Origin of the sequence: Bacillus sp. TH25, from assembly GCF_016650935.1 — a bacterium.
GTDB lineage: Bacteria > Bacillota > Bacilli > Bacillales > Bacillaceae_G > Bacillus_A > Bacillus_A mycoides.
Genome location: NZ_JAEKEU010000002.1, coordinates 116,114 through 142,884, shown reverse-complemented (window position 1 = coordinate 142,884; position 26,771 = coordinate 116,114). Strand labels below are relative to the sequence as shown.

25 protein-coding genes are annotated in these 26,771 nt (G+C 36.4%); 15 read left to right on the top strand and 10 right to left on the bottom strand.

What is annotated here, in order from left to right; translation table 11 throughout:
* The first annotated feature begins 376 nt into the window (after nucleotides 1-376).
* The 4 genes from JFT89_RS00770 to narI are packed head-to-tail and all read left to right on the top strand — an operon-like array spanning nucleotide 377 to nucleotide 6,782.
* Nucleotides 377-4,060, top strand: coding sequence for a nitrate reductase subunit alpha (locus tag JFT89_RS00770; protein WP_016094170.1), 3,684 nt, complete (start codon nucleotides 377-379; stop codon nucleotides 4,058-4,060).
* Entirely contained in the window at nucleotides 4,050-5,525 is a 1,476-nt protein-coding gene (gene narH / locus JFT89_RS00765) for a nitrate reductase subunit beta (protein ID WP_016094169.1), read from the top strand. Before JFT89_RS00770 ends, narH begins: the two co-directional genes overlap by 11 nt.
* A 19-nt stretch (nucleotides 5,526-5,544) precedes the next feature.
* Complete coding sequence (narJ, locus tag JFT89_RS00760; RefSeq protein ID WP_002065102.1) at nucleotides 5,545-6,075, top strand: nitrate reductase molybdenum cofactor assembly chaperone; 531 nt, start codon at nucleotides 5,545-5,547, stop codon at nucleotides 6,073-6,075.
* Between the two features lie 17 nt (nucleotides 6,076-6,092).
* On the top strand, nucleotides 6,093-6,782 hold the full coding sequence (narI, locus tag JFT89_RS00755) for a respiratory nitrate reductase subunit gamma (protein ID WP_002065103.1): 690 nt from the start codon (nucleotides 6,093-6,095) through the stop codon (nucleotides 6,780-6,782).
* Nucleotides 6,783-6,932: 150 nt separating this feature from the next.
* Here narI and JFT89_RS00750 read toward each other — a convergent pair whose 3' ends face one another.
* Nucleotides 6,933-7,625: a Crp/Fnr family transcriptional regulator gene (locus JFT89_RS00750; RefSeq protein WP_002065104.1), complete on the bottom strand. Its 693-nt coding sequence runs from the start codon at nucleotides 7,623-7,625 to the stop codon at nucleotides 6,933-6,935.
* A 278-nt stretch (nucleotides 7,626-7,903) separates the two neighbouring features.
* On the opposite strand from JFT89_RS00750, the gene moaA reads away from it, so the two are divergent.
* The 7 genes from moaA (at nucleotide 7,904) to JFT89_RS00715 (ending at nucleotide 13,833) form a co-directional block, all read left to right on the top strand.
* Nucleotides 7,904-8,917, top strand: a complete 1,014-nt coding sequence (moaA, locus tag JFT89_RS00745) for a GTP 3',8-cyclase MoaA (protein ID WP_016094168.1) — start codon at nucleotides 7,904-7,906, stop codon at nucleotides 8,915-8,917.
* 17 nt (nucleotides 8,918-8,934) lie between these two features.
* Nucleotides 8,935-9,948: a molybdopterin-synthase adenylyltransferase MoeB gene (locus JFT89_RS00740; RefSeq protein ID WP_002065106.1), complete on the top strand. Its 1,014-nt coding sequence runs from the start codon at nucleotides 8,935-8,937 to the stop codon at nucleotides 9,946-9,948.
* Nucleotides 9,949-9,989: 41 nt separating this feature from the next.
* Nucleotides 9,990-11,279 carry a molybdopterin molybdotransferase MoeA gene (locus tag JFT89_RS00735; protein ID WP_201039357.1) on the top strand — a complete coding sequence of 430 codons (1,290 nt, stop codon included), beginning with the start codon at nucleotides 9,990-9,992 and terminating at the stop codon, nucleotides 11,277-11,279.
* Between the two features lie 44 nt (nucleotides 11,280-11,323).
* The gene (locus tag JFT89_RS00730) at nucleotides 11,324-11,794 is read left to right on the top strand and encodes a molybdenum cofactor biosynthesis protein MoaE (protein ID WP_201039356.1); all 471 of its coding nucleotides are present in this window, start codon (nucleotides 11,324-11,326) and stop codon (nucleotides 11,792-11,794) included.
* Nucleotides 11,791-12,024, top strand: coding sequence for a molybdopterin converting factor subunit 1 (gene moaD / locus JFT89_RS00725; protein WP_033706712.1), 234 nt, complete (start codon nucleotides 11,791-11,793; stop codon nucleotides 12,022-12,024). The genes JFT89_RS00730 and moaD overlap by 4 nt, the downstream gene beginning before the upstream one ends.
* Nucleotides 12,025-12,104: 80 nt before the next feature.
* Nucleotides 12,105-13,274 (top strand): nitrate transporter NarK, encoded by a 1,170-nt coding sequence (gene narK / locus JFT89_RS00720; RefSeq protein WP_201039355.1) that lies wholly within the window; start codon nucleotides 12,105-12,107, stop codon nucleotides 13,272-13,274.
* Nucleotides 13,275-13,329: 55 nt separating this feature from the next.
* Nucleotides 13,330-13,833: a SpoIIAA family protein gene (locus tag JFT89_RS00715; RefSeq protein ID WP_374191824.1), complete on the top strand. Its 504-nt coding sequence runs from the start codon at nucleotides 13,330-13,332 to the stop codon at nucleotides 13,831-13,833.
* Nucleotides 13,834-14,055: 222 nt separating this feature from the next.
* Here the strand turns inward: JFT89_RS00715 and JFT89_RS00710 are convergent, their stop codons facing one another.
* The 7 genes from JFT89_RS00710 to JFT89_RS00680 form a co-directional block, all read right to left on the bottom strand.
* The gene (locus tag JFT89_RS00710) at nucleotides 14,056-14,520 is read right to left on the bottom strand and encodes a precorrin-2 dehydrogenase (protein WP_201039353.1); all 465 of its coding nucleotides are present in this window, start codon (nucleotides 14,518-14,520) and stop codon (nucleotides 14,056-14,058) included.
* Nucleotides 14,501-15,223: a sirohydrochlorin chelatase gene (locus tag JFT89_RS00705; RefSeq protein WP_201039352.1), complete on the bottom strand. Its 723-nt coding sequence runs from the start codon at nucleotides 15,221-15,223 to the stop codon at nucleotides 14,501-14,503. Before JFT89_RS00705 ends, JFT89_RS00710 begins: the two co-directional genes overlap by 20 nt.
* Entirely contained in the window at nucleotides 15,220-16,644 is a 1,425-nt protein-coding gene (locus JFT89_RS00700; protein WP_201039351.1) for a uroporphyrin-III C-methyltransferase, read from the bottom strand. Before JFT89_RS00700 ends, JFT89_RS00705 begins: the two co-directional genes overlap by 4 nt.
* A 58-nt stretch (nucleotides 16,645-16,702) precedes the next feature.
* Nucleotides 16,703-17,020, bottom strand: a complete 318-nt coding sequence (gene nirD / locus JFT89_RS00695) for a nitrite reductase small subunit NirD (RefSeq protein WP_002065119.1) — start codon at nucleotides 17,018-17,020, stop codon at nucleotides 16,703-16,705.
* Nucleotides 17,021-17,035: 15 nt separating this feature from the next.
* The gene (gene nirB, locus JFT89_RS00690; protein ID WP_201039350.1) at nucleotides 17,036-19,441 is read right to left on the bottom strand and encodes an NADPH-nitrite reductase large subunit; all 2,406 of its coding nucleotides are present in this window, start codon (nucleotides 19,439-19,441) and stop codon (nucleotides 17,036-17,038) included.
* Nucleotides 19,442-19,685: 244 nt separating this feature from the next.
* On the bottom strand, nucleotides 19,686-20,393 hold the full coding sequence (ric, locus tag JFT89_RS00685; RefSeq protein WP_002065122.1) for an iron-sulfur cluster repair di-iron protein: 708 nt from the start codon (nucleotides 20,391-20,393) through the stop codon (nucleotides 19,686-19,688).
* Nucleotides 20,394-20,595: 202 nt separating this feature from the next.
* The gene (locus JFT89_RS00680) at nucleotides 20,596-21,510 is read right to left on the bottom strand and encodes an excalibur calcium-binding domain-containing protein (RefSeq protein WP_201039349.1); all 915 of its coding nucleotides are present in this window, start codon (nucleotides 21,508-21,510) and stop codon (nucleotides 20,596-20,598) included.
* 210 nt (nucleotides 21,511-21,720) lie between these two features.
* Here JFT89_RS00680 and exsG point away from each other — a divergent pair, with 210 nt between their 5' ends.
* The 3 genes from exsG to JFT89_RS00665 all read left to right on the top strand — a co-directional run bounded on the left by exsG (nucleotide 21,721) and on the right by JFT89_RS00665 (nucleotide 24,205).
* Nucleotides 21,721-21,873 (top strand): exosporium protein ExsG, encoded by a 153-nt coding sequence (gene exsG, locus JFT89_RS00675; protein ID WP_000395676.1) that lies wholly within the window; start codon nucleotides 21,721-21,723, stop codon nucleotides 21,871-21,873.
* A 249-nt stretch (nucleotides 21,874-22,122) separates the two neighbouring features.
* Nucleotides 22,123-22,332, top strand: coding sequence for a hypothetical protein (locus JFT89_RS00670; RefSeq protein WP_002085943.1), 210 nt, complete (start codon nucleotides 22,123-22,125; stop codon nucleotides 22,330-22,332).
* Between the two features lie 262 nt (nucleotides 22,333-22,594).
* Entirely contained in the window at nucleotides 22,595-24,205 is a 1,611-nt protein-coding gene (locus tag JFT89_RS00665) for a lipase family alpha/beta hydrolase (protein WP_002065125.1), read from the top strand.
* 194 nt (nucleotides 24,206-24,399) lie between these two features.
* On the opposite strand, the gene JFT89_RS00660 is transcribed toward JFT89_RS00665, so the two are convergent.
* A complete protein-coding gene (locus JFT89_RS00660) occupies nucleotides 24,400-24,984 on the bottom strand; it encodes a hypothetical protein (protein ID WP_016094155.1) in 585 nt (194 codons plus the stop codon).
* 531 nt (nucleotides 24,985-25,515) lie between these two features.
* Here JFT89_RS00660 and JFT89_RS00655 point away from each other — a divergent pair.
* Entirely contained in the window at nucleotides 25,516-25,791 is a 276-nt protein-coding gene (locus JFT89_RS00655; protein ID WP_002035358.1) for a stage V sporulation protein S, read from the top strand.
* Between the two features lie 232 nt (nucleotides 25,792-26,023).
* On the opposite strand, the gene JFT89_RS00650 is transcribed toward JFT89_RS00655, so the two are convergent.
* Nucleotides 26,024-26,701, bottom strand: a complete 678-nt coding sequence (locus JFT89_RS00650) for a hypothetical protein (RefSeq protein ID WP_002065129.1) — start codon at nucleotides 26,699-26,701, stop codon at nucleotides 26,024-26,026.
* Nucleotides 26,702-26,771: the final 70 nt, after the last annotated feature.

The window sequence follows — 26,771 nt, the reverse complement described above, 5'->3', positions numbered from 1 at the left end:
GATTAAAGTTTCACTTTATATAAAATATGTCTTGATAATAGTATCGTTGCAGAAAAGTAAATTCCTTATAGCATTATTGAAGTAGTATCAAAACTCTTTTTAATATATTTATATAAAAACGTAGGAATTTCTCCTGCGTTTTTTCTTATGCAAAAAAAGGTGAATCCTCCAAATACTATTTTCCTAATAAGCCCACCGCTGACCGAAATCTTCACAACAAAACAAAGTAATCTTTACTTATAAATGTTTCCCCTTAAACCGATTTCCAAATGAATTTATGACAATCTCTTGAACTGTGCGAAATGTCACATCTGTATTTTACAACCTCTCTTATAGTAAGGGTATGTAAGAGAGACGTATTAAAGGAGTGAACAGTATGAAGAAGAAACCTTCAGCACTAATGAGACGTTTAAAATATTTTTCGCCAATAGATCGTTATAACGATAATCATACACAAGAAACATATGAAGATCGCGAATGGGAGAATGTGTACAGAAAGCGTTGGCAGCATGATAAAGTAATCCGTTCTACACACGGTGTGAACTGTACTGGTTCTTGTAGCTGGAACATTTATGTGAAAGATGGAATTGTAACATGGGAGGGTCAAGAGCTTAACTATCCAACAACAGGTCCTGATATGCCTGATTTTGAACCACGAGGATGTCCGCGTGGAGCGAGTTTTTCTTGGTACATTTACAGTCCGCTTCGTGTGAAATATCCGTATGTACGTGGTGTTCTATGGAGTATGTGGCAAGAGGAACTACAAAATAACGAGTCACCACTAGACGCTTGGAAAAGCATTGTGGAAAACCCTGAAAAAGCACGTGCGTATAAGCAGGCGCGTGGTAAAGGGGGATTCATTCGTGCGAATTGGGATGAAGTATTACAACTCGTTTCTGCTTCATTACTATACACAGTAATTAAATACGGTCCAGACCGAAATGTTGGTTTTTCACCAATTCCAGCAATGTCGATGTTAAGTCATGCAGCTGGTAGCCGCTTTATGCAACTTATGGGTGGACCAATGCTTAGTTTTTATGATTGGTACGCAGATTTACCACCAGCTTCTCCGCAAATTTGGGGCGATCAAACGGATGTACCAGAAAGTAGTGATTGGTATAACTCTGGTTACATTATGACATGGGGTTCAAATGTACCGATGACGAGAACACCAGATGCACACTTTTTAGCCGAAGTTCGATATAAAGGAACGAAAGTTGTTTCTGTAAGTCCTGACTTCGCCGAGTCTACTAAGTTTGCGGATGATTGGATTAGTGTGAAACAAGGTACAGACGGTGCACTTGCGATGGCAATGGGGCATGTAATCTTACAAGAATTTTACGTAGATAATCAAGTGGAATACTTCACAAAGTATGCGAAGCAATATACTGATTTTCCTTTCTTCGTCACATTGAAACAAAAAGGAGATCAATTCGTCGCTGATCGTTTCTTAAATGCTTCTGATATTGGACGCGAAACGAAGTTAGGAGAATGGAAACCTGTTCTTTGGAACGAAAATACGAATGATTTTGCAACACCTCACGGCACAATGGGGTCACGTTGGGATAACGAAAAGAAATGGAACTTACGTTTAGAAGATGAAGAAACAGGTGAAAAGATTGATCCACGTCTTTCTTTACTTGGAATGGAAGATAATGTTGGAACGGTGCAAATTCCGTACTTCTCTGATGATGGAAATACAATATTAGAACGTACAATTCCAGTGAAAAAGGTTATGACAGAAGAAGGCGAAGTGTTCGTTACAACTGTATATGACTTAACATTGGCAAATTACGGCGTGAACCGAGGGCTTGGCGGACAAGAGCCGAAAGATTTCAATGATGACGTACCGTTTACACCTGCATGGCAAGAGAAAATGACAGGAGTGAAACGAGAGCTTATTATTCAAATTGCTCGTGAGTTCGCACAAAATGCTGTTGATACGAATGGCCGCTCGATGATTATTATGGGAGCTGGTATTAACCATTGGTTTAATTCTGATACGATTTACCGCGCTGTTTTAAATCTTGTTCTTCTCGTTGGGGCACAAGGTGTAAACGGCGGTGGTTGGGCGCATTATGTTGGTCAAGAAAAATTACGACCAGCAGAAGGATGGCAAACGATCGCGATGGCAAAAGATTGGCAAGGGCCACCGAAATTACAAAATGGTACATCTTTCTTCTATTTCGTAACAGATCAATGGCGTTATGAAGATACACCGGTTGGACATTTAGCATCACCAATTGAGGGTAACTCTCGTTATCAACATCACGGTGATTACAATGTATTAGCGGCACGACTTGGCTGGTTACCTTCCTATCCAACATTCGAGAAAAATGGAATTGAATTATATAAAGAAGCTGTTGCTGCTGGTGCAACAACGCAAGAAGAAATCGGAAAATACGTTGCACAAAAACTAAAAGAAAAAGAACTAAAATTTGCGATTGAAGATCCAGATAATAAAAACAACTTCCCGCGCAACTTATTCGTATGGCGTGCCAACTTAATTTCAAGTTCTGGTAAAGGCCACGAATATTTCTTAAAGCATTTATTAGGCACAACAAATGGATTAATGAATGACGATAGTGATTCAATACGACCAGAAGAAATTAAGTGGCATGAAGAAGCGCCAGAAGGGAAGCTTGACCTACTCATTAATTTAGATTTCCGTATGGCTGGAACAGCGCTCTATTCTGACATCGTCTTACCTGCTTCAACTTGGTATGAAAAACACGATTTAAGCAGTACGGATATGCATCCATTTGTACATCCATTTAATCCAGCAATCGGTTCACCGTGGGAAGCACGCTCTGATTGGGATATTTTCACCGCTCTTTCTAAAGCTGTGTCAGATTTAGCGAAGAAAATCGATCTTGAACCAATGAAGGAAGTCGTTGCAACACCACTTCTTCACGATACACCGCAAGAATTAGCACAACCACTAGGTAAGGTTAAAGATTGGAGTAAAGGTGAGTGTGAACCTATCCCAGGTAAAACAATGCCGCAAATTCATGTTGTCGAACGAGATTATAAAACGATTTATGACAAAATGACAGCGCTTGGGCCAAATGCTGGGAAACAACCGATTGGTACGAAAGGCATTTCTTGGTCAGCAGAAAAAGAGTATGAGCAATTAAAGAGCCGATTAGGAGTTGTTCGAACGGATTCTATTGCGAAAGGGTGCCCTGATATAAAAGAAGCAATTAATGCTGCTGAGGCGGTATTAACACTTTCTTCTACAACAAACGGTCATATGGCTGTAAAAGCATGGGAAGCACTTGAAAAACAAACGGATTTAAAACTACGTGATTTAGCAGAAGAACGTGAAGAAGAATGCTTCACATTCGAACAAATTACAGCACAACCGAAAACAGTAATTACTTCTCCAGCCTTTACAGGTTCTGAAAAAGGTGGACGCCGTTACTCTCCATTTACAACAAATGTGGAACGTCTTATTCCTTGGAGAACGATAACGGGTCGACAATCTTTCTACTTAGATCACGACATGATGAAAGAGTTTGGTGAAACGATGGCAACATTTAAACCAATTCTGCAACATAAACCGTTTCGTAAATCACGACCTGAAGTAGAAGGGAAAGAAATTACACTAAACTATTTAACACCGCATAATAAGTGGTCGATTCATAGTATGTACTTCGATTCATTGCCGATGTTAACGCTGTTTAGAGGTGGTCCAACTGTTTGGATGAATAAAGATGATGCGAATGAAGCAGGTGTTGCAGATAATGATTGGATCGAGTGCTTTAACCGTAACGGTGTTGTTGTAGCACGTGCTGTCGTAACGCACCGTATACCGAGAGGAATGGCATTTATGCACCATGCGCAAGATCGCCACATTAACGTGCCTGGTACGAAATTAACAAGCACCCGCGGGGGAACGCATAATAGTCCAACCCGTATTCATGTTAAACCAACACATATGATTGGTGGATATGGCCAATTAAGCTATGGATTTAACTACTATGGTCCGACTGGGAACCAGCGTGACTTAAATGTTGTAATCCGTAAACTGAAGGAGGTAGATTGGCTTGAAGATTAAAGCACAAGTCGGAATGGTAATGAACCTAGATAAATGCATCGGCTGCCATACTTGTAGTGTAACGTGCAAAAACACCTGGACAAATCGTCCAGGTGCTGAATATATGTATTTCAATAATGTAGAAACGAAACCGGGAATTGGTTATCCGAAGCAATGGGAAGATCAGGAGAAATACAAAGGCGGCTGGGAATTGAAAAATGGTGAAATTCAGCTGAAATCCGGTTCGAAAATGAAACGCCTTATGAATATTTTCCACAATCCAGATCAACCAACAATCGATGATTACTTTGAACCTTGGAACTATGATTATGAAACATTAACAAACAGCCCGCAGCGTAAGCATCAACCAGTTGCTCGTCCGAAATCAGCGATTACAGGCGAATTTATCGAAAAAATTGAATGGGGTCCAAACTGGGAAGATGATTTAGCAGGTGGACATATAACAGGGTTACAAGACCCGAACGTAAAGAAAATGGAAGAAGAAATTAAAACGGATTTTGAAAATGTCTTTATGATGTATTTACCGCGCATATGCGAACACTGTATGAATCCATCTTGCGTATCATCTTGTCCATCTGGTGCGATGTATAAACGTGAAGAAGATGGGATTGTTCTTGTAGATCAAAATGCATGTCGTGCATGGAGATTTTGTGTATCTTCTTGTCCGTATAAAAAAGTGTATTTTAACTGGCAAACAAATAAAGCAGAAAAATGTACCATGTGTTTCCCTCGTATTGAAGCAGGTATGCCAACGATTTGTTCGGAAACATGTGTAGGACGTATTCGATATATTGGGGTAATGCTATATGACGCTGACAAAGTGAAAGAAGCAGCTTCTGTTGAAGATGAAAAAGATTTATATGAATCTCAGCTAACTGTTTTCCTAGACCCAAATGATCCAGAAGTAATAGCGGAAGCAAAAAAACAAGGGATTCCTGATGAATGGATGAAAGCGGCTCAAGAGTCACCTATTTATAAAATGATTATTGATTGGAAAATTGCTCTGCCTCTTCATCCAGAGTACCGTACAATGCCAATGGTTTGGTATATCCCGCCGCTTAGCCCGATTATGAATATGGTGGAAGGGAAAGGAAGTAACTGGCAAGCAGAAGAGATTTTCCCTGCTATCGATAATATGCGTATCCCAATTCAATATTTAGCGAATTTACTCACTGCAGGAGATGAATCTTACATTCGTCTTACATTGAAAAAAATGGCTGTCATGCGAACGCATATGAGAGCATTGCAAATTAATAAAGAACCAAATGAAGCAGTATTAAAAGAAATTGGTTTAACGAAACAGGATGTAGAAGATATGTATCGTCTTCTTGCCATCGCGAAATATAAAGATCGTTTCGTCATCCCGGCCTCTCACCGTGAACAGGTTGCAGATTTATATAGTGAACAAGGAAGCTGTGGTTTATCCTTCACAGGTGGCCCAGGCTCTTGCATGACAATTTCTTAAATAAAGGGGGCAGACAAATATGAAACAAAGTTTACAAACTGCTTTTTCTTATTCTTCTTTTCTTCTCTCCTATCCTGAAATAGGTTGGAGAGAAGCTTTACTAGAATTACAGGAAGAGATTCAAGGAATTGAACAGGAAGAAATCAGAGCATCACTTACAACATTTATAAAACGGGCGCTAGATAAAACAGACAATCAACTTATTGATTCTTACGTCTATACATTCGACTTTGGAAAGAAGACAAATATGTATCTTACCTACATGAAAACAGGTGAACAAAGAGAGCGTGGAATTGAATTATTAGAGTTAAAACAGCATTATCAAAAATCTGGTTTTAACGTAACGGATAAAGAACTACCTGATTATTTACCACTTCTACTTGAGTTTCTTGCAAACGCAAATGAAAAAGATAGCGAACCAATTATGAGTAAATACACGGAAAATATACAAGCGTTGCACGGGCAATTAAAAGAAGCAAACTGTATGTACGAACCAATTCTTGCAGCCGTTCTCTTTGCTATCGATACATGGGGTGTACAGACAAATTAGAAAGGAGAGTTGTCAAAATGATGGATCAATTTCTATGGGTGTTGTTTCCCTATATCATTTTTGCAATCTTTATCGGTGGACATATTTTCAGATACAACTATGATCAATTTGGATGGACATCAAAATCTAGTGAACTATTAGAGAAGAAAATGCTCCGGGTCGGAAGTCTATTATTCCACTTTGGGATCATGTTCGTCATTGGTGGTCATGTTATGGGGATATTAATTCCAGAGGCTGTATATCGTTCAATAGGTATTTCGGAGCATATGTATCACATAATAGCAATTAGTTTTGGGCTACCGGCAGGTGTCGCTTCTATCATCGGTTTAATTATATTAACGTACCGCCGTGTAACAGTAAAACGAATCATTGCAACGAGTACAAAGGGAGATTATATTGCGCTTATTTTATTACTTATCGTAATGTTAGCAGGACTTTCTTCAACATTTTTAAATATCGACTCAAAAGGGTTTGATTATCGTACAACAATCGGTCCGTGGTTCCGAAGTCTCTTTATTTTCCAACCGAAAGTTGAATATATGATGGAAGTACCAGTATGGTTTAAAATTCATATTATTGCAGGGCTGGGGCTATTCGCAGTATGGCCATTTACTAGACTTGTACATGTATTTAGTGCCCCAATTAAATACTTAAGCCGTAGTTATGTTATTTACAGAAGACGTATTCCTAATGAATTGAAAAAATAATGCTGAAGTAAACGAATAGGAGTTAGCGGCTAACATGAAACGAGGTCTAATATGGAAGGCCTCGTCTTTGTTTATATAGGAGGTTAACCGTGTACATGAAAATTAATAAGTAGCTTAATATGAAAAAAAGAGTAGCATCTTAATAAGATGCTACTCAATACTACAAACAGAGGCAGAACAATCTTCACAAGCGATTTCACATTTTAAAAATTGTAAATCATGAATTGTAATCTTTCCTTTATTAATAGAAATCGTACCTTTTTTTTTCAAATCATTTAACATTCGATTTACACTTTCACGCGAAGTTGCACAGAAGTTCGCAAGTTCTTGATTCGTTAATGGTAAATCGATAAGAATCCCATTTTCTTTTAACAGACCATAACTATTTGTCATTCGAATGAGTGTAGAATATAAAGCCCCTTTTTTGCCGTGTAATACTAAATCTCGGAATTTTGTTTGCATTCTTCTTAAATGTTCGCTAATCCATTTCATAAATTCAAATACAAGTGCAGGTTTTTGGAGTAATGCTTTTTCTAAGGTTTCACGCTTTATTACTCCTACTTCAACATCTTCAAGGCATTTTGAATTTAATAAATACTTCGCATTGTCCGTGAATAATGTTAATTCTCCAATAATGTCGTATGCCGAACAAATACGGAGTGTTAATTCTTGCCCGTCAGCACTTAGTTTACTAATTTGTACTTTTCCTGAGTGGATGATATAGAGTTCTGTTGCTTCCATACCTTCTTGAAAAATAAAACTACCTTTTTTAATTTGCATTTTATATTCAACAGATGCAAGTAATTCTTTTAAATCTTGAGATAATGTCATACTGTTTGCCACAGTGATCACCTTTCTTCTCATAAACAATATATTTCTTATTTTGAATGTAAGTATGATGAAAATGCAAGAGATATTTTTGGAAATAAAGTGAAATTTCAATGACCGAATGGAGAGGGGCTGGAGATGTGAACAAAATTCGAACGGATTTGTGAAGAATTTTTGAATGGGGAAAGTAATGTGAGAAAAGTCACATTGAATGTGTAGCTTCTTTTTTATAATAAAGGCAAATAAAAAATATGAAACCTACTAAGGATTGCAGTAGAAAAGAAGGGATATAGATGCACGAGAAAATGAGGGATTCGTTAGAGCGGCCACTTCAAGATTTACGTATTTCAGTTATTGATCGTTGTAATTTTAGGTGCACATACTGTATGCCAGCTGAAGTGTTCGGACCTGATTATGCTTTTTTACAGGAAGAGTTTTTATTAACATTCGATGAAATAGAAAGATTAGCTAGATTATTTATAAGTATGGGAGTCAATAAAATTAGACTTACTGGCGGAGAACCTTTATTGCGTAAAGACTTACCGAAGTTAATTGCAAGGCTTGCAAAGCTAGAAGGTTTAACGGATATTGGACTCACAACAAACGGTATTCATTTAGCAAAACAAGCAAAGGCGTTAAAAGAAGCGGGATTAAAACGTGTAAATATTAGTTTAGATGCGATAGAGGATCACGTCTTCCAAAAAATTAATGGACGAAATGTAAGTACAAAACCTGTATTGAAAGGAATTGAAGTAGCAAAGGCAGCTGGATTAGAAGTAAAAGTAAATATGGTCGTAAAAAAAGGGATGAATGATAGTCAAATTCTACTTATGGCCCGTTATTTTAAAGAACAAGGAATTCAGCTCCGTTTTATCGAGTTTATGGATGTGGGCAGTACGAATGGCTGGAACTTTGAACAAGTCATTACGAAGGAACAATTAATAGAGAAAATTAATCGTGTATATCCGATTGAGCCCGCTCAGCCTCGTTACTTTGGAGAAGTAGCTAAAGTGTATCGATATGTAGGGAGCGATGCAGAAGTTGGCTTTATTACTTCTGTTTCTGAGTCATTTTGTTCTTCTTGTACGAGAGCTCGTATTTCGGCAGACGGAAAGTTTTTTACATGCTTATTTGGAACGAAAGGAACGGATTTGCGAACGCTTCTTCGGGAGAATATTTCTGATGCATCACTATTAAAAATTTTACAACATACATGGGAGTTTAGAAAAGATCGGTATTCAGATGAACGAACAGCTGAAAGTGCAAATAAACATCCAAAAGTAGAAATGTCTTACATTGGTGGATAACGAAAGGAGTGTTCCCTATGCAAGAGCGTTATTCAAGGCAAGTATTGTTTTCTGGAATTGGTGAAATGGGACAAAGAAAAATAAGAGAAAAGCATGTGCTCCTAATCGGTGCGGGTGCACTAGGAGCTGCGAATGCAGAAGCACTCGTTAGGATGGGAATTGGGAAATTGACAATTGCTGACCGTGACTACGTTGAATGGAGTAATTTACAAAGACAACAGTTATATACAGAAGAAGATGCACAGCAGTGTAAACCGAAAGGAATTGCAGCGGCAGAGCATTTAAGGAAAATTAATTCTGAAGTAGAAATTGTACCTGTTGTAACGGATGTTACAATGCAAGAAATGGAAGAGTTAACAAAAGAAGTGGATCTCATATTAGATGCGACTGATAATTTCGATACGCGCCTACTTATAAATGACATTTCACAAAAAGAAAATATACCTTGGATATACGGTGGATGCATTGGAAGTTACGGTGTAACGTATACGATTCTTCCTGGAGAAACACCATGTTTTCGCTGCTTAATGGATCATCCTATGGGCGGTGTAACATGCGATACAGCCGGAATCATTCAGCCAGTGGTACAAATGGTTGTTGCTCACCAAGTAACAGAAGCGATGAAAATATTGGTGGATGATTTTGAGGCGTTAAGAGGAACAATGTTATCATTTGATATTTGGAACAATCAATATCTCTCATTAAAAGTAAATAGGCAGAAAAAAAGTACATGTCCTTCTTGTGGGAATGTACGCACGTACCCAAGTTTAACATTTGAAGCACAGATGAAAACGGAAGTGCTATGCGGGCGGAATACAGTTCAAATCCGTCCAGGAATAAAGAGAATTCTTAATTTAGAAGAAATTCAAAAGCGCTTACAAAAAAGTGTGAATGTCAAAAAAACTCCATATTTACTATCGTTTCTAGTAGATGAATATCGTTTTGTTTTATTTACAGACGGCAGAGCGTTTATTCATGGGACTAATGATATGAAAATGGCAAAACGATTATACGCAAAATATATAGGATGAACAGAAAGAGAGTTTCTCCTTATTAAAACGAGGTGAAAAGAATGTTAGAAAAACGTATACCAATTCCAGTGGCAGAAGCAGTTGCACGTGTAATGGAATATGCTTGCCAGGGTGAAATAGAAAAGGTTTCTCTTATAGAAAGCTACGGTAGAACGCTTGGAGAAGATGTTATTGCAGATCATGATGTCCCGCATTTCGATCGCTCTCCGTATGACGGATTTGCGATTCGAGCGGAAGATACAAAAGAAGCAAGTAGCAGTAACCCAATTCAGTTTGAAGTGATTGGTGAAATCGGAGCAGGTTTTGTTTTTAAAGAGGAAGTAAAAGCATTTCAAGCTGTACGTATTATGACAGGAGCCGCAATTCCCGCGGGATGTAATGCTGTCGTTATGTTAGAGCTAACGGAAGCGTTTGAAGAAAACGAAAAGACTTATATGAAATTAAAACGTCCTTTCGCCTCTGGTGATAACATTTCTTTTAAAGGAGAAGATGTAAAACAAAATGCCATACTTGTGAAAAAAGGGACTTCTATTAACCCTGGAGTAGCAGCGCTTCTTGCTACGTTTGGTTATAGTGGAGTACAAGTTGTAAAAAAGCCGGTTATTGGAATTGTGACGACAGGAAGTGAACTGCTTGAAGTACATGAACAATTAAAGCCAGGGAAGATTCGAAATAGTAACTCTTATATGATTGCTGCTCAAGTTGAACGAGTGGGCGGAGTTGTACAGTATTATGGACAATTCGCTGACGATTTTGAGACGTGTTATAACACTGTGAAAAAAGCGATAAAAGAAGTCGATATTTTAATTACAACTGGTGGCGTTTCAGTAGGAGACTATGACTATTTACCTGCTATTTATGAGAGATTACAAGCTAATGTACTTTTCAATAAAATAGCAATGCGACCAGGAAGTGTGACTACTGTAGCTGAGCTAGAAGGAAAACTATTATTCGGTCTATCTGGTAATCCTTCTGCTTGTTATGTCGGTTGTGAATTATATGTTAGACCAGTTATTCGAACATATTTGCAAAGAAAAGATCCGCATGTATATCGTGCAGAAGCGATTTTACAGAAAGATTTTCCGAAAGCAAACCCATTTACTCGTTTTGTAAGAGGGAGAGTAGAAATTGTAGATGGAACATTGCAAGCAACACCAATTGGTTTAGATAAATCTAGTGCAATTTCTTCACTTGCAGAGGCGAATGCATTTATCGTCCTGCCGGGCGGAACAAGAGGATTTGAAGCAGGAATAATTGTTTCGGTATTATTATTGGAATCGAACATAGGAAGTGAGTGGCCGTGGAAAGAACCACTTCGATCATACAAGTAATAGAAAAATAGATTGCTAACTTATACAAAGATAAGAGGTGCAAAATGACACATACGTATTATGAAGTAATTGATACACCTATTTTAATTGAAGAAGTTACAAACAAAGTAATTCGGTGTGAGTGTGGTGCTGTTACTACTTTTATTGGTACTGTCAGAGAATTTACGAAAGGACGTCGTACGTTATATTTAGAGTATGTAGCTTATAAGGAAATGGCGGAAAAGCAGCTTGCGAAAATTGGTACCGAAGTAGAAGAGAAATGGCCGGGGACATATGTGGCAATTACACATCGCATTGGTACATTGCAAATTTCTGACCTTGCTGTTGTTGTCGCTGTTGCTACACCGCACCGGAAAGCAGCCTATGAGGCGAATGAATATATTATGGAACGAATTAAACAAATTGTTCCGATTTGGAAGAAAGAGTTTTGGGAAGATGGTGAGTCATGGATAGGTGATCAGTTAGAGAAAATAGCATATGCAAATGGTGAGCCTGAAAGGGAGATGAGAACATGATTGAAGTACTATTATTTGCACATTTGCAAGAAGAAGTAAGCAAATCGGCCTTGCACATAGATCGTGAAAATATTACGGTTGCTGAACTAAAGGAAGTTCTGGTTAAGGAACATAACGTAGCAATTTCAAACGAGGTTATGGTCGCTATAAATGAAGAGTATGCACATGAGGATGACATCATTCAAACTGGCGATGTCGTAGCAATGATTCCGCCAGTAAGTGGTGGTTGATTCTTTTCAGCCTAATCATGTTAGGACGTGATTAGGCTGGAGAGAATAAATATAACTATGCATACATAGGAGGGAACAGGATGAAAAGTCCTAATTTTCAATTAAGTTTACAAACTTCTAATCTAGTTATCGGTTTTATGGTATGGGTCATTTTATCATCATTAATGCCTTATATTAAAGCGGATATTCCATTAACTGCGGGACAAATTTCTATGGTAACAGCAGTACCGGTTATTTTAGGTTCTATTCTTCGCATTCCAATTGGTTATTGGACAAATCGTTACGGAGCAAGAAAATTGTTTTTTGTGAGTTTTATTCTTCTATTATTTCCTGTCTTTTATATTAGCGTTGCCAATTCTATGATGGATTTAATTATTGGTGGCTTATTCGTAGGGATCGGTGGTGCTGTATTCTCTGTAGGCGTAACTTCTTTACCGAAATACTTTCCGAAAGAGAGTCACGGTTTTGTAAATGGTATTTACGGTGTAGGTAACGCAGGAACAGCCATTACTTCGTTCTTAGCACCTGTTATTGCAACTTCATTTGGCTGGAGAACAACAGTACAGTGTTATTTAATTTTACTTGCAGCATTTGCACTTATGAACTTTTTATTAGGTGATCGTAAAGAAAAAAAGGTGAATACACCATTAATAGAACAAATAAAAGGTGTATATAAAAATGAAAAGCTTTGGTTTTTATGTATCTTTTACTTTTTAACATTCGGATCATTTGTAGCATTCACAGTATATTTACCAAACTTTTTAGTATCTCACTTCGGATTAGAGAAAGTAGATGCAGGTATGAGGACAGCGGGGTTTATCGTATTAGCAACAATGATGCGCCCAATTGGTGGCTGGCTCGGGGATAAGTTTAATCCATTTAAAATATTAATCTTCGTATTTATCGGCTTAACACTATCTGGTATTGTTTTATCATTTATGCCTAGTATGAATGTGTATACATTTGGTTGCTTGCTAGTCGCATTCTGTGCAGGTATTGGAAATGGTACAATCTTTAAACTTGTTCCAATGTACTTCTCTGAACAAGCAGGGATTGTAAATGGGGTTGTGTCAGCTTTAGGTGGACTAGGAGGGTTCTTCCCACCATTAATTTTAACGTTACTATTCCAACTAACAGGTCATTATGCAATTGGGTTTATGGCATTATCAGAAGTAGCACTTGCTTGTTTAATCATTACAGTGTGGATGTATAGCCAAGAAAAGCTGTTAGTGATGTTAAAGAATCATTAATAGGGTAAAAAGGGTGTCTAGTAGAGGCATCCTTTTTCTACTTAAACAAAAAAGAATGAATTGTCTTATGAATAACAAGGCTCTTTTCGTAAATAATGTTGTTTTATTACTTAAGAATTTTATCCTTATTGATTTTATGAGAATTTTAAGCATAATTGTAACTAAGGGAGATGATTCCAAGTTGAGTAAACAGAATATCAGCACAACAGTTTCAGGAGATTTAATTGTTACCCATCTAATTGGCAAGATAAAAACAGATGATGTTTATGAATGGTTTAATGGCTTTGAGCAAGTTTGTCATCAATTCATTTCCGAGGGCCGGAAATACAAATTGTTGGTGAATAGAAAAGGATACATGCCAAATCATTTTTCTGTTCAAAAAGCATGGAAAGATAAGTTCTTCAATGAAACCATTTTGAATCACAGTAAGGCAATTGCGTTTCTCCTTGAAGAAGGGGAGATAATGAATTATTTACAACAATCCAATACAAAAGAATCTGTAAAATTTTTTGATGATTATGAGCAAGCACTAATATGGTTGAATGAATATCCAATATAAAACCTTTATTGAACCCGGTGATCTCAAGCGACTGTTTTTTGCTCGTAATGTTGCAGGTGTCATGAAATTCACTTGCTTACAAGTATTCAATACTATTATTTTTCTTCGCAGATTCTTGTCCAATTGCCTGGGTGATTCTGAAAAATGAAACCAAAACAAAAAGAACAAACGTCTCTGAAAACGTTTGCCCAAAGTAAATTCATATGTTAGCTAAGAGATAGATTAAGACTTATGTGTACGAGAAAGCTTTTTTATAAGTTTAGGAAGTATAGATGTTAGTTCCTGCTTCATACGCTTTGTAAACGATGGATCTTTACCTGAAGTTGAAATGGTGACAACATATTCATCATTTCGGATGACACCAGGTGTGTGAAACGATGATTCTGTACCATCACTTACAACGTTAACCCATTGGAAATCATGTGCGGCTTGTTTGACCATCATATTGACATCATGTTGATTTGTAGCTGCATAAATAAGGTGAGCATCTTTAATATCATCATTACTAAAAGTTTTTTGCTTCCAAGTAATATAAGGAAGTTCCTTCATTTCCTCGCAAATTTCTGGGCTGATAACGGTGACAAAAGCGCCTGTATCTTTTAATCCAGACGCTTTTCGATATGCAATTTTACCACCACCAACTATAACAACAACTTTTTTATCTAGATTAAACATAAGAGGATACATACACACATTCCTCCATTCGCTCTAATAATGCTAACTTCATATATGTATCAAACTGAAGACAATTACAAGTCGTAACGTGATCATATTTTTTTGTATGTAATTTAATTTTCTGAAGCAACAATCCGGTAAAGAGAAGGTACGGCATAACATATACACTGGAAGCAGCCGATGTTATATTTTTGAGCTCAGCAGTAAAAGAGGGAGTTCCTTTCGTTAAAAAGGAACAAGATACTGGCATACCGAGTTTTCGTCCGGCAGCTGCTCCGATTTGTTGTAACTCATAAATAGGCTGTGGATCACTACTACCTCGTCCTACGAGTAAAACGCTACTACCTTGCATTGGCATAGCTTCACGTATTCTTTTTACTACAAGTTCCACCATATGTGGGTGCGTACTAAAAGGTGGTACAACTGAAAATGTTATATGTGGATATTTCTTTTGTAGTTGCTCTATTTCAAAAGGAATATCACGTTTATAGTGAGCTGCTGCAAATAATAAAACAGGTACAATCAATATTTCAGTTGCGCCCTCTAGTATCGTTTCTGTAACTGCATTAGAAATGGTAGGTGTTGTTAGCTCTAGAAAAGCTATTTTTTGAATCCGTTCGTTACGTTCTTTCATAACAGATTGAATAAAGTGAATGAATTGTTCGTTACCTTCTTGCAGGCGACTACCGTGTCCAACATATACAAGTCCTTTCATCGTAACACCAAATCTTTCTTCATAATAATGTCTTGTAATTGCTCATCTACATTATGAAATCCGACTTTATTTGCATAGTGTAAAGTTGGAATATCGGTATACGAGAATGGTAGAGTAAGAATATTGATAAAGTTAAGGCGTTTTATTTCTGCTAGAAACGTATCAATAGAAGCACGTCCTTCGAATACAATGCTATCCCATGAGAATTCAGAAAGCATACGAGAATGAATTTCATCGAAGCGATGATCAATTGTATACTCATGAGTCATCATATAAGACCCAGCACCAATTTTTTCTTGAATAAAACCAATCCGATTAATATTTCTGCCTAAATAAACAGTAGTATCGGAAGCGAACTCTGCTTGTTTACTTAGTAGCCCATATTGCATAAGTTTTTCTTGAGTGGCAACGTTCATATACTGCAGTTTCGCCTGTAAGGAACGAATATCTTTATGATGCTTACTGCATGATCGCATTAAGATTTCTATACTTTCAGCTGAACAAAATACAAGGCGATCAACGTTAAAAATTTCATTGATTTGTTCAGATGTTAATGTGTATTCTTCCTTTTTGAAAGTTGGAATTTGATATGTTTCTGCACCGCATTCTTGTAACTTTTGCTTCATGAAACTGGTTTTATTTGTTGCGGATGCAAATAAAACTTTTTTACCATGCAGTGGTTTACGTTCTTTCCAAGCGATTTGATCCCGTAAGGAAACGACATCACCAACAATTGTCATAGAAGGGTTAGAAATATTTTCGTTTTTGATGATAGGAACAATGGTTGAAAGTGTGCCTGTGACAACGCGTTGCCTTCCAGTTGTACCCCACTCAATGACTGCTACGGGTGTATCTTCTTGTTTTCCTGCTTGTAGTAAGTTTTCACAAATTGTAGGTAAGTTTTTTATACCCATGTAGTAGGCAATTGTGTCGCTATTGTGGGATGAATTATATTTTCCATGATCGGTTAAAGGACCTTTCGAATGTCCAGTTAGTAAAGTTACACTATTACTGTAGTTACGGTGGGTGAGGGGGATACCTGCATAGCAACTAGCGGCGATGCTAGATGTAATACCTGGTACAATTTCATATGGAATGTGCGCTGCCGCTAAAGTTTCTGCTTCTTCACCAACACGGCCAAAAATAGATGGATCTCCGCCCTTTAATCGGACAATGATTTTTCCTTCTTTCGCAAATTGAAGGAGGTGGACGTTAATCATTTCTTGTCGCATAATATGATTCTTTGGCATTTTTCCGCAATAAATAAGTTCACAAGTTTCTTTTGTATAGCTAAGAAAGGAAGGGTTTAATAAGCGGTCGTATAAGACAATATCGGCACGCTTTAAGCAATCTATCGCTTTTTTTGTAATAAGCCCTTCATCACCTGGTCCTGCACCAACTAAATATACATATCCGTTCATATTCGCACCTCATCTATTTTTATTTAAAAGGAAGCCAGGGGAGGCTTCCTTTTATAAATTACATGTATATATAAATATCTCCGTCAATAACTTCTACTTCGTACGTTTGAATACAACCGTCATCAGGTTTTTGAACTTCACCCGTTATTAATGAAATTTTCCAATCATGCAGTGGACAAAAGATGAATTCTCCAGATACAATTCCTTCTGCTAACGGTCCGTTTTTATGAGGACAACGATTTTCTACAGCTCGAATATCGCCATTTGAAAGGCGGAATAGGGCGATAGACATACCTTTCATTTGCACCTCTTTACCGATTTGAATAGGAAGGTCTTCTGCACGCATAACTTTTATTTTTTCTTTCGTTTGTATCATATAGATCACAGCTCCTTATTTCACAGTTTCTACTTCATACATCGCTTTTAATGATTTCGATTCTAGAGCTTGTCCCCATGCTTCTGTATATGTGCTCCGAGCGGTTTGGAAACGCTCATTTAACATAGTGACCATACTTGTATCTTGTAGTATTTCTTTTATGTGATCGAAGCCTAATCGTTCTGTCCAGTAGGCAGTGCGCTCTCCGTAAATACCAGTTTCACGATAATATTGCATGTAAGCTGTAGCGATGCGAAGAACATCGCCTTCAGTAGGGACAATCATTACAAAATCAGCTTCACGTACTTCCGTACCACCATTTCCGCCGATATAAAGTTGGAATCCATTTTCAACACACACAACACCGAAATCTTTCGTAAGTACTTCCGCACAGTTACGTGGACAACCGGTTACACCCATTTTCATTTTATGAGGTGTATCTACCATTTCTAATGATTGTTCAAGTAGCATACCAAGCCCTAATGAATCTTTCGTACCGAAACGACAGAAACGAGAACCAACGCACGATTTTACATTACGAAGTGATTTTGAATACGCATATCCAGAAGTCATATTTAAGTCAGCCCATACGTTAGGTAAATCTTGTTTCTTAACACCATATAAACCGATTCGACTTGCGCCTGTAATTTTCACAAGAGGAACATCATACTTTTTCGCAACTTCAGCAATTTTCATTAAATCATCTGCGGTTGTAACGCCTCCGTACATACGTGGAATAACAGAAAATGTACCATCATGCTGGATGTTACCATTCATTCTTTCATTAACGTAACGGGATGATTTATCATCTGCATATTCTTCTGGAATCGCCATACGTAAATAGTAATTTAAAGCAGGACGACATTTCGAACATCCGTCTTCATGTGCAAAGCCGAGTACATTTCGTACTTCTTTTGACGATTTTAAACCTTTCTCATGAATTGCCGCTACGACTTCATCACGTGATAAAGTTGTACATCCGCACATACCAGCAGACTGAGCAGAAGCATCAAAAGCATCTCCGAGTGTATGAGCTAGAACTTGTTCCACAAGCGGACGACATTTACCACAAGACCCTGCGGCTTTTGTGCATCCTTTAACTTCTTCAAAAGTAGTTAACTCTTGCTCTAAAATGGCATGAACAATTGTACCTTTCGTAACACCGTTACATCCACAAATCGTGTCATCCGCACTCATTGTAGCAACGTCAAGTTCACTTTCTTCACCAGCTTTGTGAAGAAGGGAAGCGGCTGTATATTCTTGTATATCTTCTTCTTTCTTTAACATGCTAAAGAGGCGTGTACCATCAGCAGTATCACCATATAAAACGATACCGACGACTTTATTGTCACGAATTAATACTTTTTTATAGGAACGTTTACATTCATCAAAGATTGAAATTGCTTTCGTTTGATCATCTTCATAAATTTGGCCAGCAGAGAATAAATCACAACCTGCAACTTTTAATTGCGTACCGACGATACTGCCTGTATATCCATCAGTTTGTAAATTCGTTATATGTTTTGCTAATATTGCACCTTGTTCATATAGAGGAGCAACAAGGCCATAGGCGATACCGTCATGTTCCGCACATTCTCCAACGGCATAAATGGATGCATCATTTGTTTGCATATAGTCGTTAACTACAATGCCGCGATTTAGAATTAAACTAGCATCTTTTGCTATTTGAGTATTCGGACGTATTCCGACAGCCATTACGATTAAATTACAATCTACAACTTCGCCATCTTCAAATTGAATGCCCTCAACATGGTCTGTACCAAGAATCTTTACAGTTTTCTTTTCCATTAGAAACTTCATGCCTTGCGCTTCTAAATCTTCACGCAATAGGGAAGCTGCTTTCGTATCTAGTTGTTGCTCCATTAAGCTAGGCATTAAATGAACAACATGTACGTCCATTCCTAAGTCAATAAGACCTCTTGCGGCTTCTAAACCGAGTAATCCACCACCAATGACAACAGCCTTTTTCTTTTCTTTAGCGGTATCCATCATAAATTGTGTATCTTCAATTGTTCGAAATCCTGTTACACCAGGAAGGGTGGAACCTTCAACTGGTAAAATAAAAGCACTAGAACCTGTTGCGATAATGAGTTTGTCGTATGTAAGAGTACGATTTTTTTCTGTGACAATGACCTTTTCCTCGCGGTTAATACTTTGAACTCTCTCGTTTGTATATAAAGTTATTTCGTTTTCTTCGTACCAACTATATTCGTTCATAATGATATCTTGCATATTTGTTTTGCCTTGTAGAACATGAGAGAGCATAATGCGATTGTAGTTTGGATGTGGTTCATCTCCAAAAATAGTAATCTCATATGAATCACTATCGTGTTTTAATATTTCTTCCATACAGCGTATGCCAGCCATACCATTCCCGATCATAACTAAACGTTTTTTCATATTCATTTCCCTTTCTATGTGAAAAGTTGAACAAAGAATTATATTTCCATTATAGAAAATTAAAAAGAGGGAGATGTGATATTTATCACATTTTTATAATGATTCACAAATTGTTAAAATTCGGATTTATGTGAAGGGAGAAGCGAAAGGGAATATGGTTATATGGGTAGAGGGGAAGTGTAAATATTTTTTACACAATGAAAAAGCAGGACAGGAGCATTTATACTCATGTCCTGCACTTTATTTATGCTCTTGAAATTGCACGCGGAAATAAAATATTATTTTCTAAATGAATATGCTCAAATAAATCAGATTCAATGGCTTCAAGGCGCTGGTAAACAAGGCGATAAGTGCCGCAAGCTCCTTCTGGTGGAGTAAAGTCATTTGTAACCTTACGAAGTTCTTTAATTATATTGCCAGCGTGGTCATGCTCACTTTCTAATTTGTCTACTACTATACGTAATTTTGCATAATTTTCATCAGTCGGATTTTGTTCAAATGCTAAAATTAATGGGAAATCTTCCGTTTCTTCTTTAATTAAATGTTGTTCTAATTCAATCTTAAGTTCATGAAATAGTTTATGAATTTGAGCTAAATGAGGCTGACTTGCCCCATGAACGCGTAATACTTTCGTCACATATGGACTTAACTGTGGCAATTCTTCATTTAAATAGCGATGATGCTTATTTACAACATAATCAATCAATTCTTGATAAGAAGCATTTTTCCAATCAATTTCAGATTCGTTTAATAGTTTCGTATTATTATAAAGCGTATTTAACTCTGTGATTACCTCTGTTACTGATAAATTTCTTTCATTAATTGCATCAATAAGTGGTCTACTACCACCACAACAAAAGTCTATTCTATATGATTTAAAAAGATCACTAGCTTTCGGGAATTGTGTTACAATCTCACCGATAATTGAAGTTTCAGTAAATGTATGTTTCATATGAATGCCTCCATAAAATTTAAATGTAATATCTAAATCAAGAATAGCGATAAATTAAAATCAATGTGGTGATTTAAATCACTTATTATGTGTCATTTTTGAGAATAATAAAATGAGTTTTATAAAAGGGAGAGGGAGGGTAATTCGTCGCAATAGTTTCTGATAATAAAAAAGAAGCTTACTAGAAGCTTCTTTTTTACTACTATTTTTCACATGCAACTCCATCGCCATCACGATCAAGTTTAGAGCTATAACCTGGTTGATCTCTATATAATGGAGCTTTTCCAGCATTTTTAACTTCAGTACAATTTTTGTAAGTTACATTACTATTGTTACTTGCAGCTGGTTGTGTTTGAGCTTGCTGTGCTTTTTGCTGATCCTCTTGTTGTTTGCGAGCTTGTTCATCAGCCTGGCGTTTTTGCTCTTCTTGTTGTTTGCGAGCCTGTTCATCAGCCTGGCGTTTTTGCTCTTCTTGTTGTTTACGAGCCTGTTCATCAGCCTGGCGTTTTTGCTCTTCTTGTTGTTTACGAGCCTGTTCATCAGCTAGACGTTTTTGCTCTTCTTGTTGTTTACGAGCTTGTTCATCAGCTATACGCTTTTCATCTTCTTGCTTAAGAGCTTGCTCTTCGGCTTGGCGTTTTTCATCATCTTGTTGTTTACGAGTTTTTTCGTCCGCTTCTTTCTTTTCTACTTCCTTTTTCTTTTTGTCATCTTTTTTCTCTTCACTATTAGAAGCGACTTGTTTATTCGTTGCTGTCGTTTTTTCAGAAGAAGGACTTGAAATACCTGATAGCGCAACAAAAATGACAAATAAAACAGCTGTAATTATAAATTGCTTTTTTGCTACACCGGTTTTCTTAATTACAGATAAGATTGCTAGAACAAGGAAAAATATAAATAGAATGAAACTTAAAGTAGAAAAAAATTCTACGACTGGGTGTTCAGATTTTGTTGAGCCGGTCATTATTAATATAATTGAAATCATAAAAAGAATAACAGTAGGACGACCATATTGTTTTGCTTTTCCATTTTTCTTAAAGAATGAAATGATACATAAGATTAAAAGAATAAAAGCTATAAAAAATAAAACTACACCAATATTACTCAAAACTGCCATTTTCATACCTCCATTTGTAAGATTTTCTCTATTGATTATATAGGTATTTATTGGATATTACACGTTTTATATTAATTTAGAAAATTAATATTTTTAATAGATATATATAAACATTTATTTCGTATATAAGGAAAAATAGATATATTTACTATTACATTTTGAAAGAGATTTCATAAATTATAGTATATCGATTGAAAGGAGGAGATTTGAATGGAATTTCAATTATTAGTGAATTGCGTGTTACAAGAAGGGAATGCTTACTTTTTAGTAACAAAAGTAGATGATGTTATTACGTTGAAAGTGCCAATTACAGCAGGAGTAGCAGGTTTATTCTTAGCTTTAGGTGTACCAAGATGTTCTTAATTTAGCTTTTGATAGTAAAAGGATGAGGGACAAGCCTTCCCCTTTTACTATTACATAATTTTTTTATGTAAACTAAATAAGGCTTTTTAAGTTTTTTAATATTATTTTTGCCATAGCACGTTTAAAACGGACATGCATATACTATAATGTTTCATTGGCCTTTGATGACGAACGATAGTTTTAAAAAGTGTATCGAAAGTAGAAGTGATATTCTTTTCAATAATGAAAATAGAAGAGGTGCTAGTATATATGAAAAGACGAACGTATGATATTCCAGTCGTATTACGAAGAGAATGGTTTTTAATAGAATTAGCGCATTTAACAAAAAAATATGGGATTGAAATTGCAACTAGTAAAATAGAAGATGCACCATTTCTAAGAGATCAAGTTACAGAATTCAAAATAGGAGCGGGTTTGCAATACGATAAATATGATGATGAGTACATCATCGAGTTTTAAACAAAGAAGCTGCGTATAAAAGGTTATTAAAGAGACCTTTTATACGCAGTTTTTTTGTAAAGAGAAAGCTTTATTGAGAAATATTCAAAACGCTTATTGTAAAAAGGAATGAAGAAATGTTGAGAGAATAACGTTTGATAAGAAAGGAATGCGGCTATTAATTTCTTATTATATTGTAACGTAAAAGTAATTGATTAAATGGAATTTAAAACAATTGGTGTTCAGCGGAATGGTAGCGTTTTCTTTCAGGAGAAAAAGGGGGATGTTAATGGGAATTATGAAAAGGAGTATCGCATTATTTATTGTACTTTGTTTTATGAGTCCGATGGTTTTTAGTGCAAATGTACACGCGGAGGTTGTAACAGAGCTTAAGACTGGCTTTCCAGATCAAGAAGTATTTACTCCTGGAGAATGGTTTTTAGGTCAGAAACCTGCTAATTATGATGAGAATAAACCACCAATTCTCTTTGTACAAGGAAGAAATGGTAATGCGGATAGTTGGTATGGAAAGACAGTATATCATGAGATGAATGATATGTACGATTATGCTTTGAAAGCAGGCTATCAAACTGTATTTATTCAATTATATGATGCCGCGGGGAAAGGATCAGCTAGCCAATGGGACAATGGAAAATTGTTAGCACAAAAGCTTGAAGAGATTTATAATCATTTTGGCAAAAAAGTAAATATTGTAGCTCACAGTAAAGGTGGTATTGATACACAAGCTGCGTTAGTTGGATATGGAGCGAATCGATTTGTTGGAAGTGTTATTACGCTTGCCACTCCGCATTACGGATCCAATTTAGCGGATTTATCATATAGTTGGTGGGCAGGATGGCTTGCCTCTATATTAGGTCAAAAAGATGATGGGACATATTCATTGCAAATAGGTGAAATGGCAAAGTTTCGTTCTACAATAGATAATAATCCTGCAGCTAAATTAAACCGTTACTATACGGCTACTGGGACAAGCTGGGGACCTGTTTTTTCAGCACTATCTATGGGCGGGTTGTATTTGTCATCATACGGTTCTAATGATGGATTGGTGAACGAATGGAGTGCTAAGTTACCATATGGAACACATTTATTTACAGATTCACGGTTTGATCATGATAATATCCGAAAAGGTTCAGCTGTTTTCGCACGAATTGAACCATATTTACGGACAGCGAATGTACCAGTACCGGTTTTATTAGCCCCAAGTAATAGTTCAGAGGAAAAGGTAGAACAATTAAACACAACCTCTAATCAAGCTATTTTAGGAGGAGAGTTGTCACAAAATGAGTGGGTAGGACAAACTGTCGCAGTTGATAAAAAGGCAGAAGGGGTAGTTTCTGTTTTAACAGCTTCTTCGGATGTAGAAATACAACTAATATCTCCAAAAGGAAAAGTTTATACAAATAAAGATAGTGCTGTATCTACTGGTGAAGGTGAATCTCTCTTTAAAGGAGCCACTATAAGAACATTTAAATTTGATAAAATGGAAGCAGGAGAATGGCAAGTTAAAATGATGGCGAAGCAGCCGAAAGATGCATATTTAATCGTGACCGATTACAAAAAAGATGCTCCGTTCGTCCTTCAAATGCCGGCAAAGGTTAAAGTAAATAAAGCAGAGTATAAACTCAAAAAATCACCTGTAGCTCCAGAAATGAAAGGCGATCTTTCAGTAACAGTACGAGTAATTAATAAAGATGGAAAATTAGTTTCTGAATCAAATGAATCGAAAAACATTAATACAACTACATTTACAGGTGCTTTGAAAAATATAGAACAGCCAGGTGTATATAACGTTACAATTGATATGAAAGGAATGAATAAGGAAGGACAACCTTATAATCGTACGATAGTTAAATCGGTTTATGTGGAGAAGTAGGAAAGAATGATCGGTTTTAATAAAAAAAGTGCCGAATTCTTGTGGCAGAAGGATTTCGGCACTTTTTCATGTTTATTAGATGAATAGAAAAGTGAAATGGGAGTTTATGTTGTATAAGAGGACGATAGGAATCAAAAAAACGTTATGCAATAAAAAAAGATACTAAATTAGTATCTGAATGTGAGGGAATAGTATTAACTTAGTTTTGTAACTGTTAATTCAACTGAATTTATACCATTATCACAAGTTACAATACTTTGATGATTGAAACCACTATTATTTCTAAGTTGAAGAGTTGAATTAGCAGGCACCGTAACAATAGTTTCGCCGACTAGTTGAAGGCATTCGTTATTTGATGAAGTATTCATTTGAAAAGCGAAATCACCTTGACTATTAGCAAGTGGATTATTATTTAAAAATATAGTTATGACTGGAATATGGGGAAATACAGGATTTAACGTAGTGTTAATACTTGAAATGAAAGAAATTCTATAATCACCAGCTTTACTAAATTGTATAGTAGTCGGATTTAATAAGGAAACTCCTCCTGCCAAAGGGCCAACGTGATTAAACGGAAAAGAACTGCCAAAAGGAACAGTTATAAACTCAGTTTGCCAAAAAGTGCCGTAAGCAGGCTTAGATGATTTATGTGAATGGTCGCATGAACATTTTTTATACGAACTGGAAGATTGATGGCACGAACATTTTTTATATGAACTAGAAGAAGAGTGGCATGAAGATCTTTTATATGAACTTGAAGAATGATAGTATGAACCCAATATATTACCTCCTATTATTAATAAATGTATAACACATAGTAGTTTATGCAATCGAAAAGCAATTGGCGTGTATACTTGTCCATATATAAGGTAATAGATTTGGGATAAAAAGCTGGCATAATATAAAGTGCTTTAATGAGGAGATATAGTTTTCAAAAAAATGGAGTTAGAATATTCTATGTAATGAATTTTGGAGAAGAAAAAGGATGAATATTTAGCAGATAACTCTATCCAAGGTTTTAAAATGTTGAAGTATTTAAACTTTAAGATAGTATATCGCCAAAGTAAAGAAGAGAAGTATTTAAAGGACAGCATTTTAGTGAAACAGAGAAATGGATAAAGCGATGATTAAGTTTTTAACTTAGTCGTCGCTTTTTATTTATGTAGTTGTGCAGGAAGAAGGCAAAAAATATCGAATGAATGTAATTATACAGAATTGTTTGTATTTATTTCGAATAGTAGTTAAAGATACGTTAGTTATATTTCAAACAGTAAGAAAAGAGAGATTAAATAATAGAGGGAGCAACTTACATGGAAAATATATTAAAGGTATCCTCAAAATCAAGTCCGAATTCAGTGGCAGGTGCAATAGCGGGCGTACTAAGAGCAAGTGGCAAAGTAGAAATCCAAGTGATTGGAGCTGGTTCTTTAAATCAAGCGATTAAAGCAATTGCGATTGCAAGAGGTTTTGTAGCTCCAAGTGGCATTGACTTGGTTCTTGTTCCAGCGTTTCAAGAGGTTACTATCGATAATCAAGAAAGAACAGCGATCAAATTAATTGTAGGTCCTAGAAGGAGAAGGTCTTAATAGTGAGCATTAATATAAGGGGATTTGAAAAGGTCAATAGACTCCAAAAAGTTAGACACGTTATTTCATTTGACAGTTCCTTGGGCGTGGATACAGTATTGTACCGGATTTATGACTTTTAATTCCTCTTTATATTTAGCGGTTTTTTCTAGAAACTTAAAAATGCCAAATCCTTTGTGACATAAGGGATTTGGCATTTTTGAGGTTTTTATGTTTTTTAAAATCAACAATTCTAAAACTGCTCATTCTTCTCCCAAGATTCTACAATATAATGAGCAATCGTTGGGTTGAATCCTTTACCAACTAAGAACATAATCGCAGCAACTTCTGTTAAAGCATGTTTGTGTGATGTATGTTTCGCTTCATTCAATCCGTAATCTACCCAAGGTTTTACGAAATCAAGTACAGGTTTCTTTAAAGGTAAAAACTGTGTACCGACAACTTGTTGGATTTGTTGTTGCGTTGGTTCTGTAATAGGTCCAGGTGGTAAAATTTGTGGTTGTGTAATATCTAAAGTCGGCCCAGGTGGTAATATTTGTGGTTGCGTCGGATCAATTGTTGGTGGTTTAGGTGGTGAGACACGTGCGTCATAGTTTGGTTGATACATTTGTTGTTGGTATGGATTTTGTTGATATTGTGGTTGCGTCTCGTATGGAGTACCTTGAAATTGAGGTTCTTGGCTAGGTTGTGCTACGTATGGATTCTGAGGATATTCATAATTTGGACGTGTGTCATAAGGGTTTTGAGGATATTCAGTTTCTTGATTTTGCGGTGTTGCGTATGGATTTTGTTCGTATTGTGGCTCTTGATGTTGTGTCTCTTGCTCCTCATATTGTTCAGCATATCTTTGTTCCTGATGTTGAGGATAAAGAGGTTGTTGTGGGTAAGGCGGTTGGTTATTATAGAACATTTTTATTCCTCCTTCATAATGATGCCTACCACCTAGTGTATGGGCGGACAATAAAATATGTGATGAAAAA

Coding starts and splice junctions, on each gene's coding strand:
- narK (WP_201039355.1), top strand. CDS start 12,105: ATGAAAAGTCCTAATTTTCAATTAAGTTTACAAACTTCTAATCTAGTT.
- JFT89_RS00730 (WP_201039356.1), top strand. CDS start 11,324: ATGACACATACGTATTATGAAGTAATTGATACACCTATTTTAATTGAA.
- JFT89_RS00670 (WP_002085943.1), top strand. CDS start 22,123: ATGAAAAGACGAACGTATGATATTCCAGTCGTATTACGAAGAGAATGG.
- nirB (WP_201039350.1), bottom strand. CDS start 19,441: ATGAAAAAACGTTTAGTTATGATCGGGAATGGTATGGCTGGCATACGC.
- narI (WP_002065103.1), top strand. CDS start 6,093: ATGATGGATCAATTTCTATGGGTGTTGTTTCCCTATATCATTTTTGCA.
- JFT89_RS00650 (WP_002065129.1), bottom strand. CDS start 26,701: ATGTTCTATAATAACCAACCGCCTTACCCACAACAACCTCTTTATCCT.
- JFT89_RS00740 (WP_002065106.1), top strand. CDS start 8,935: ATGCAAGAGCGTTATTCAAGGCAAGTATTGTTTTCTGGAATTGGTGAA.
- JFT89_RS00715 (WP_374191824.1), top strand. CDS start 13,330: ATGAATTGTCTTATGAATAACAAGGCTCTTTTCGTAAATAATGTTGTT.
- JFT89_RS00655 (WP_002035358.1), top strand. CDS start 25,516: ATGGAAAATATATTAAAGGTATCCTCAAAATCAAGTCCGAATTCAGTG.
- JFT89_RS00665 (WP_002065125.1), top strand. CDS start 22,595: ATGTTAATGGGAATTATGAAAAGGAGTATCGCATTATTTATTGTACTT.
- JFT89_RS00705 (WP_201039352.1), bottom strand. CDS start 15,223: ATGAAAGGACTTGTATATGTTGGACACGGTAGTCGCCTGCAAGAAGGT.
- JFT89_RS00770 (WP_016094170.1), top strand. CDS start 377: ATGAAGAAGAAACCTTCAGCACTAATGAGACGTTTAAAATATTTTTCG.
- JFT89_RS00735 (WP_201039357.1), top strand. CDS start 9,990: ATGTTAGAAAAACGTATACCAATTCCAGTGGCAGAAGCAGTTGCACGT.
- JFT89_RS00700 (WP_201039351.1), bottom strand. CDS start 16,644: ATGAACGGATATGTATATTTAGTTGGTGCAGGACCAGGTGATGAAGGG.
- moaA (WP_016094168.1), top strand. CDS start 7,904: ATGCACGAGAAAATGAGGGATTCGTTAGAGCGGCCACTTCAAGATTTA.
- JFT89_RS00680 (WP_201039349.1), bottom strand. CDS start 21,510: ATGGCAGTTTTGAGTAATATTGGTGTAGTTTTATTTTTTATAGCTTTT.
- exsG (WP_000395676.1), top strand. CDS start 21,721: ATGGAATTTCAATTATTAGTGAATTGCGTGTTACAAGAAGGGAATGCT.
- JFT89_RS00710 (WP_201039353.1), bottom strand. CDS start 14,520: ATGTATCCTCTTATGTTTAATCTAGATAAAAAAGTTGTTGTTATAGTT.
- narJ (WP_002065102.1), top strand. CDS start 5,545: ATGAAACAAAGTTTACAAACTGCTTTTTCTTATTCTTCTTTTCTTCTC.
- ric (WP_002065122.1), bottom strand. CDS start 20,393: ATGAAACATACATTTACTGAAACTTCAATTATCGGTGAGATTGTAACA.
- moaD (WP_033706712.1), top strand. CDS start 11,791: ATGATTGAAGTACTATTATTTGCACATTTGCAAGAAGAAGTAAGCAAA.
- nirD (WP_002065119.1), bottom strand. CDS start 17,020: ATGATACAAACGAAAGAAAAAATAAAAGTTATGCGTGCAGAAGACCTT.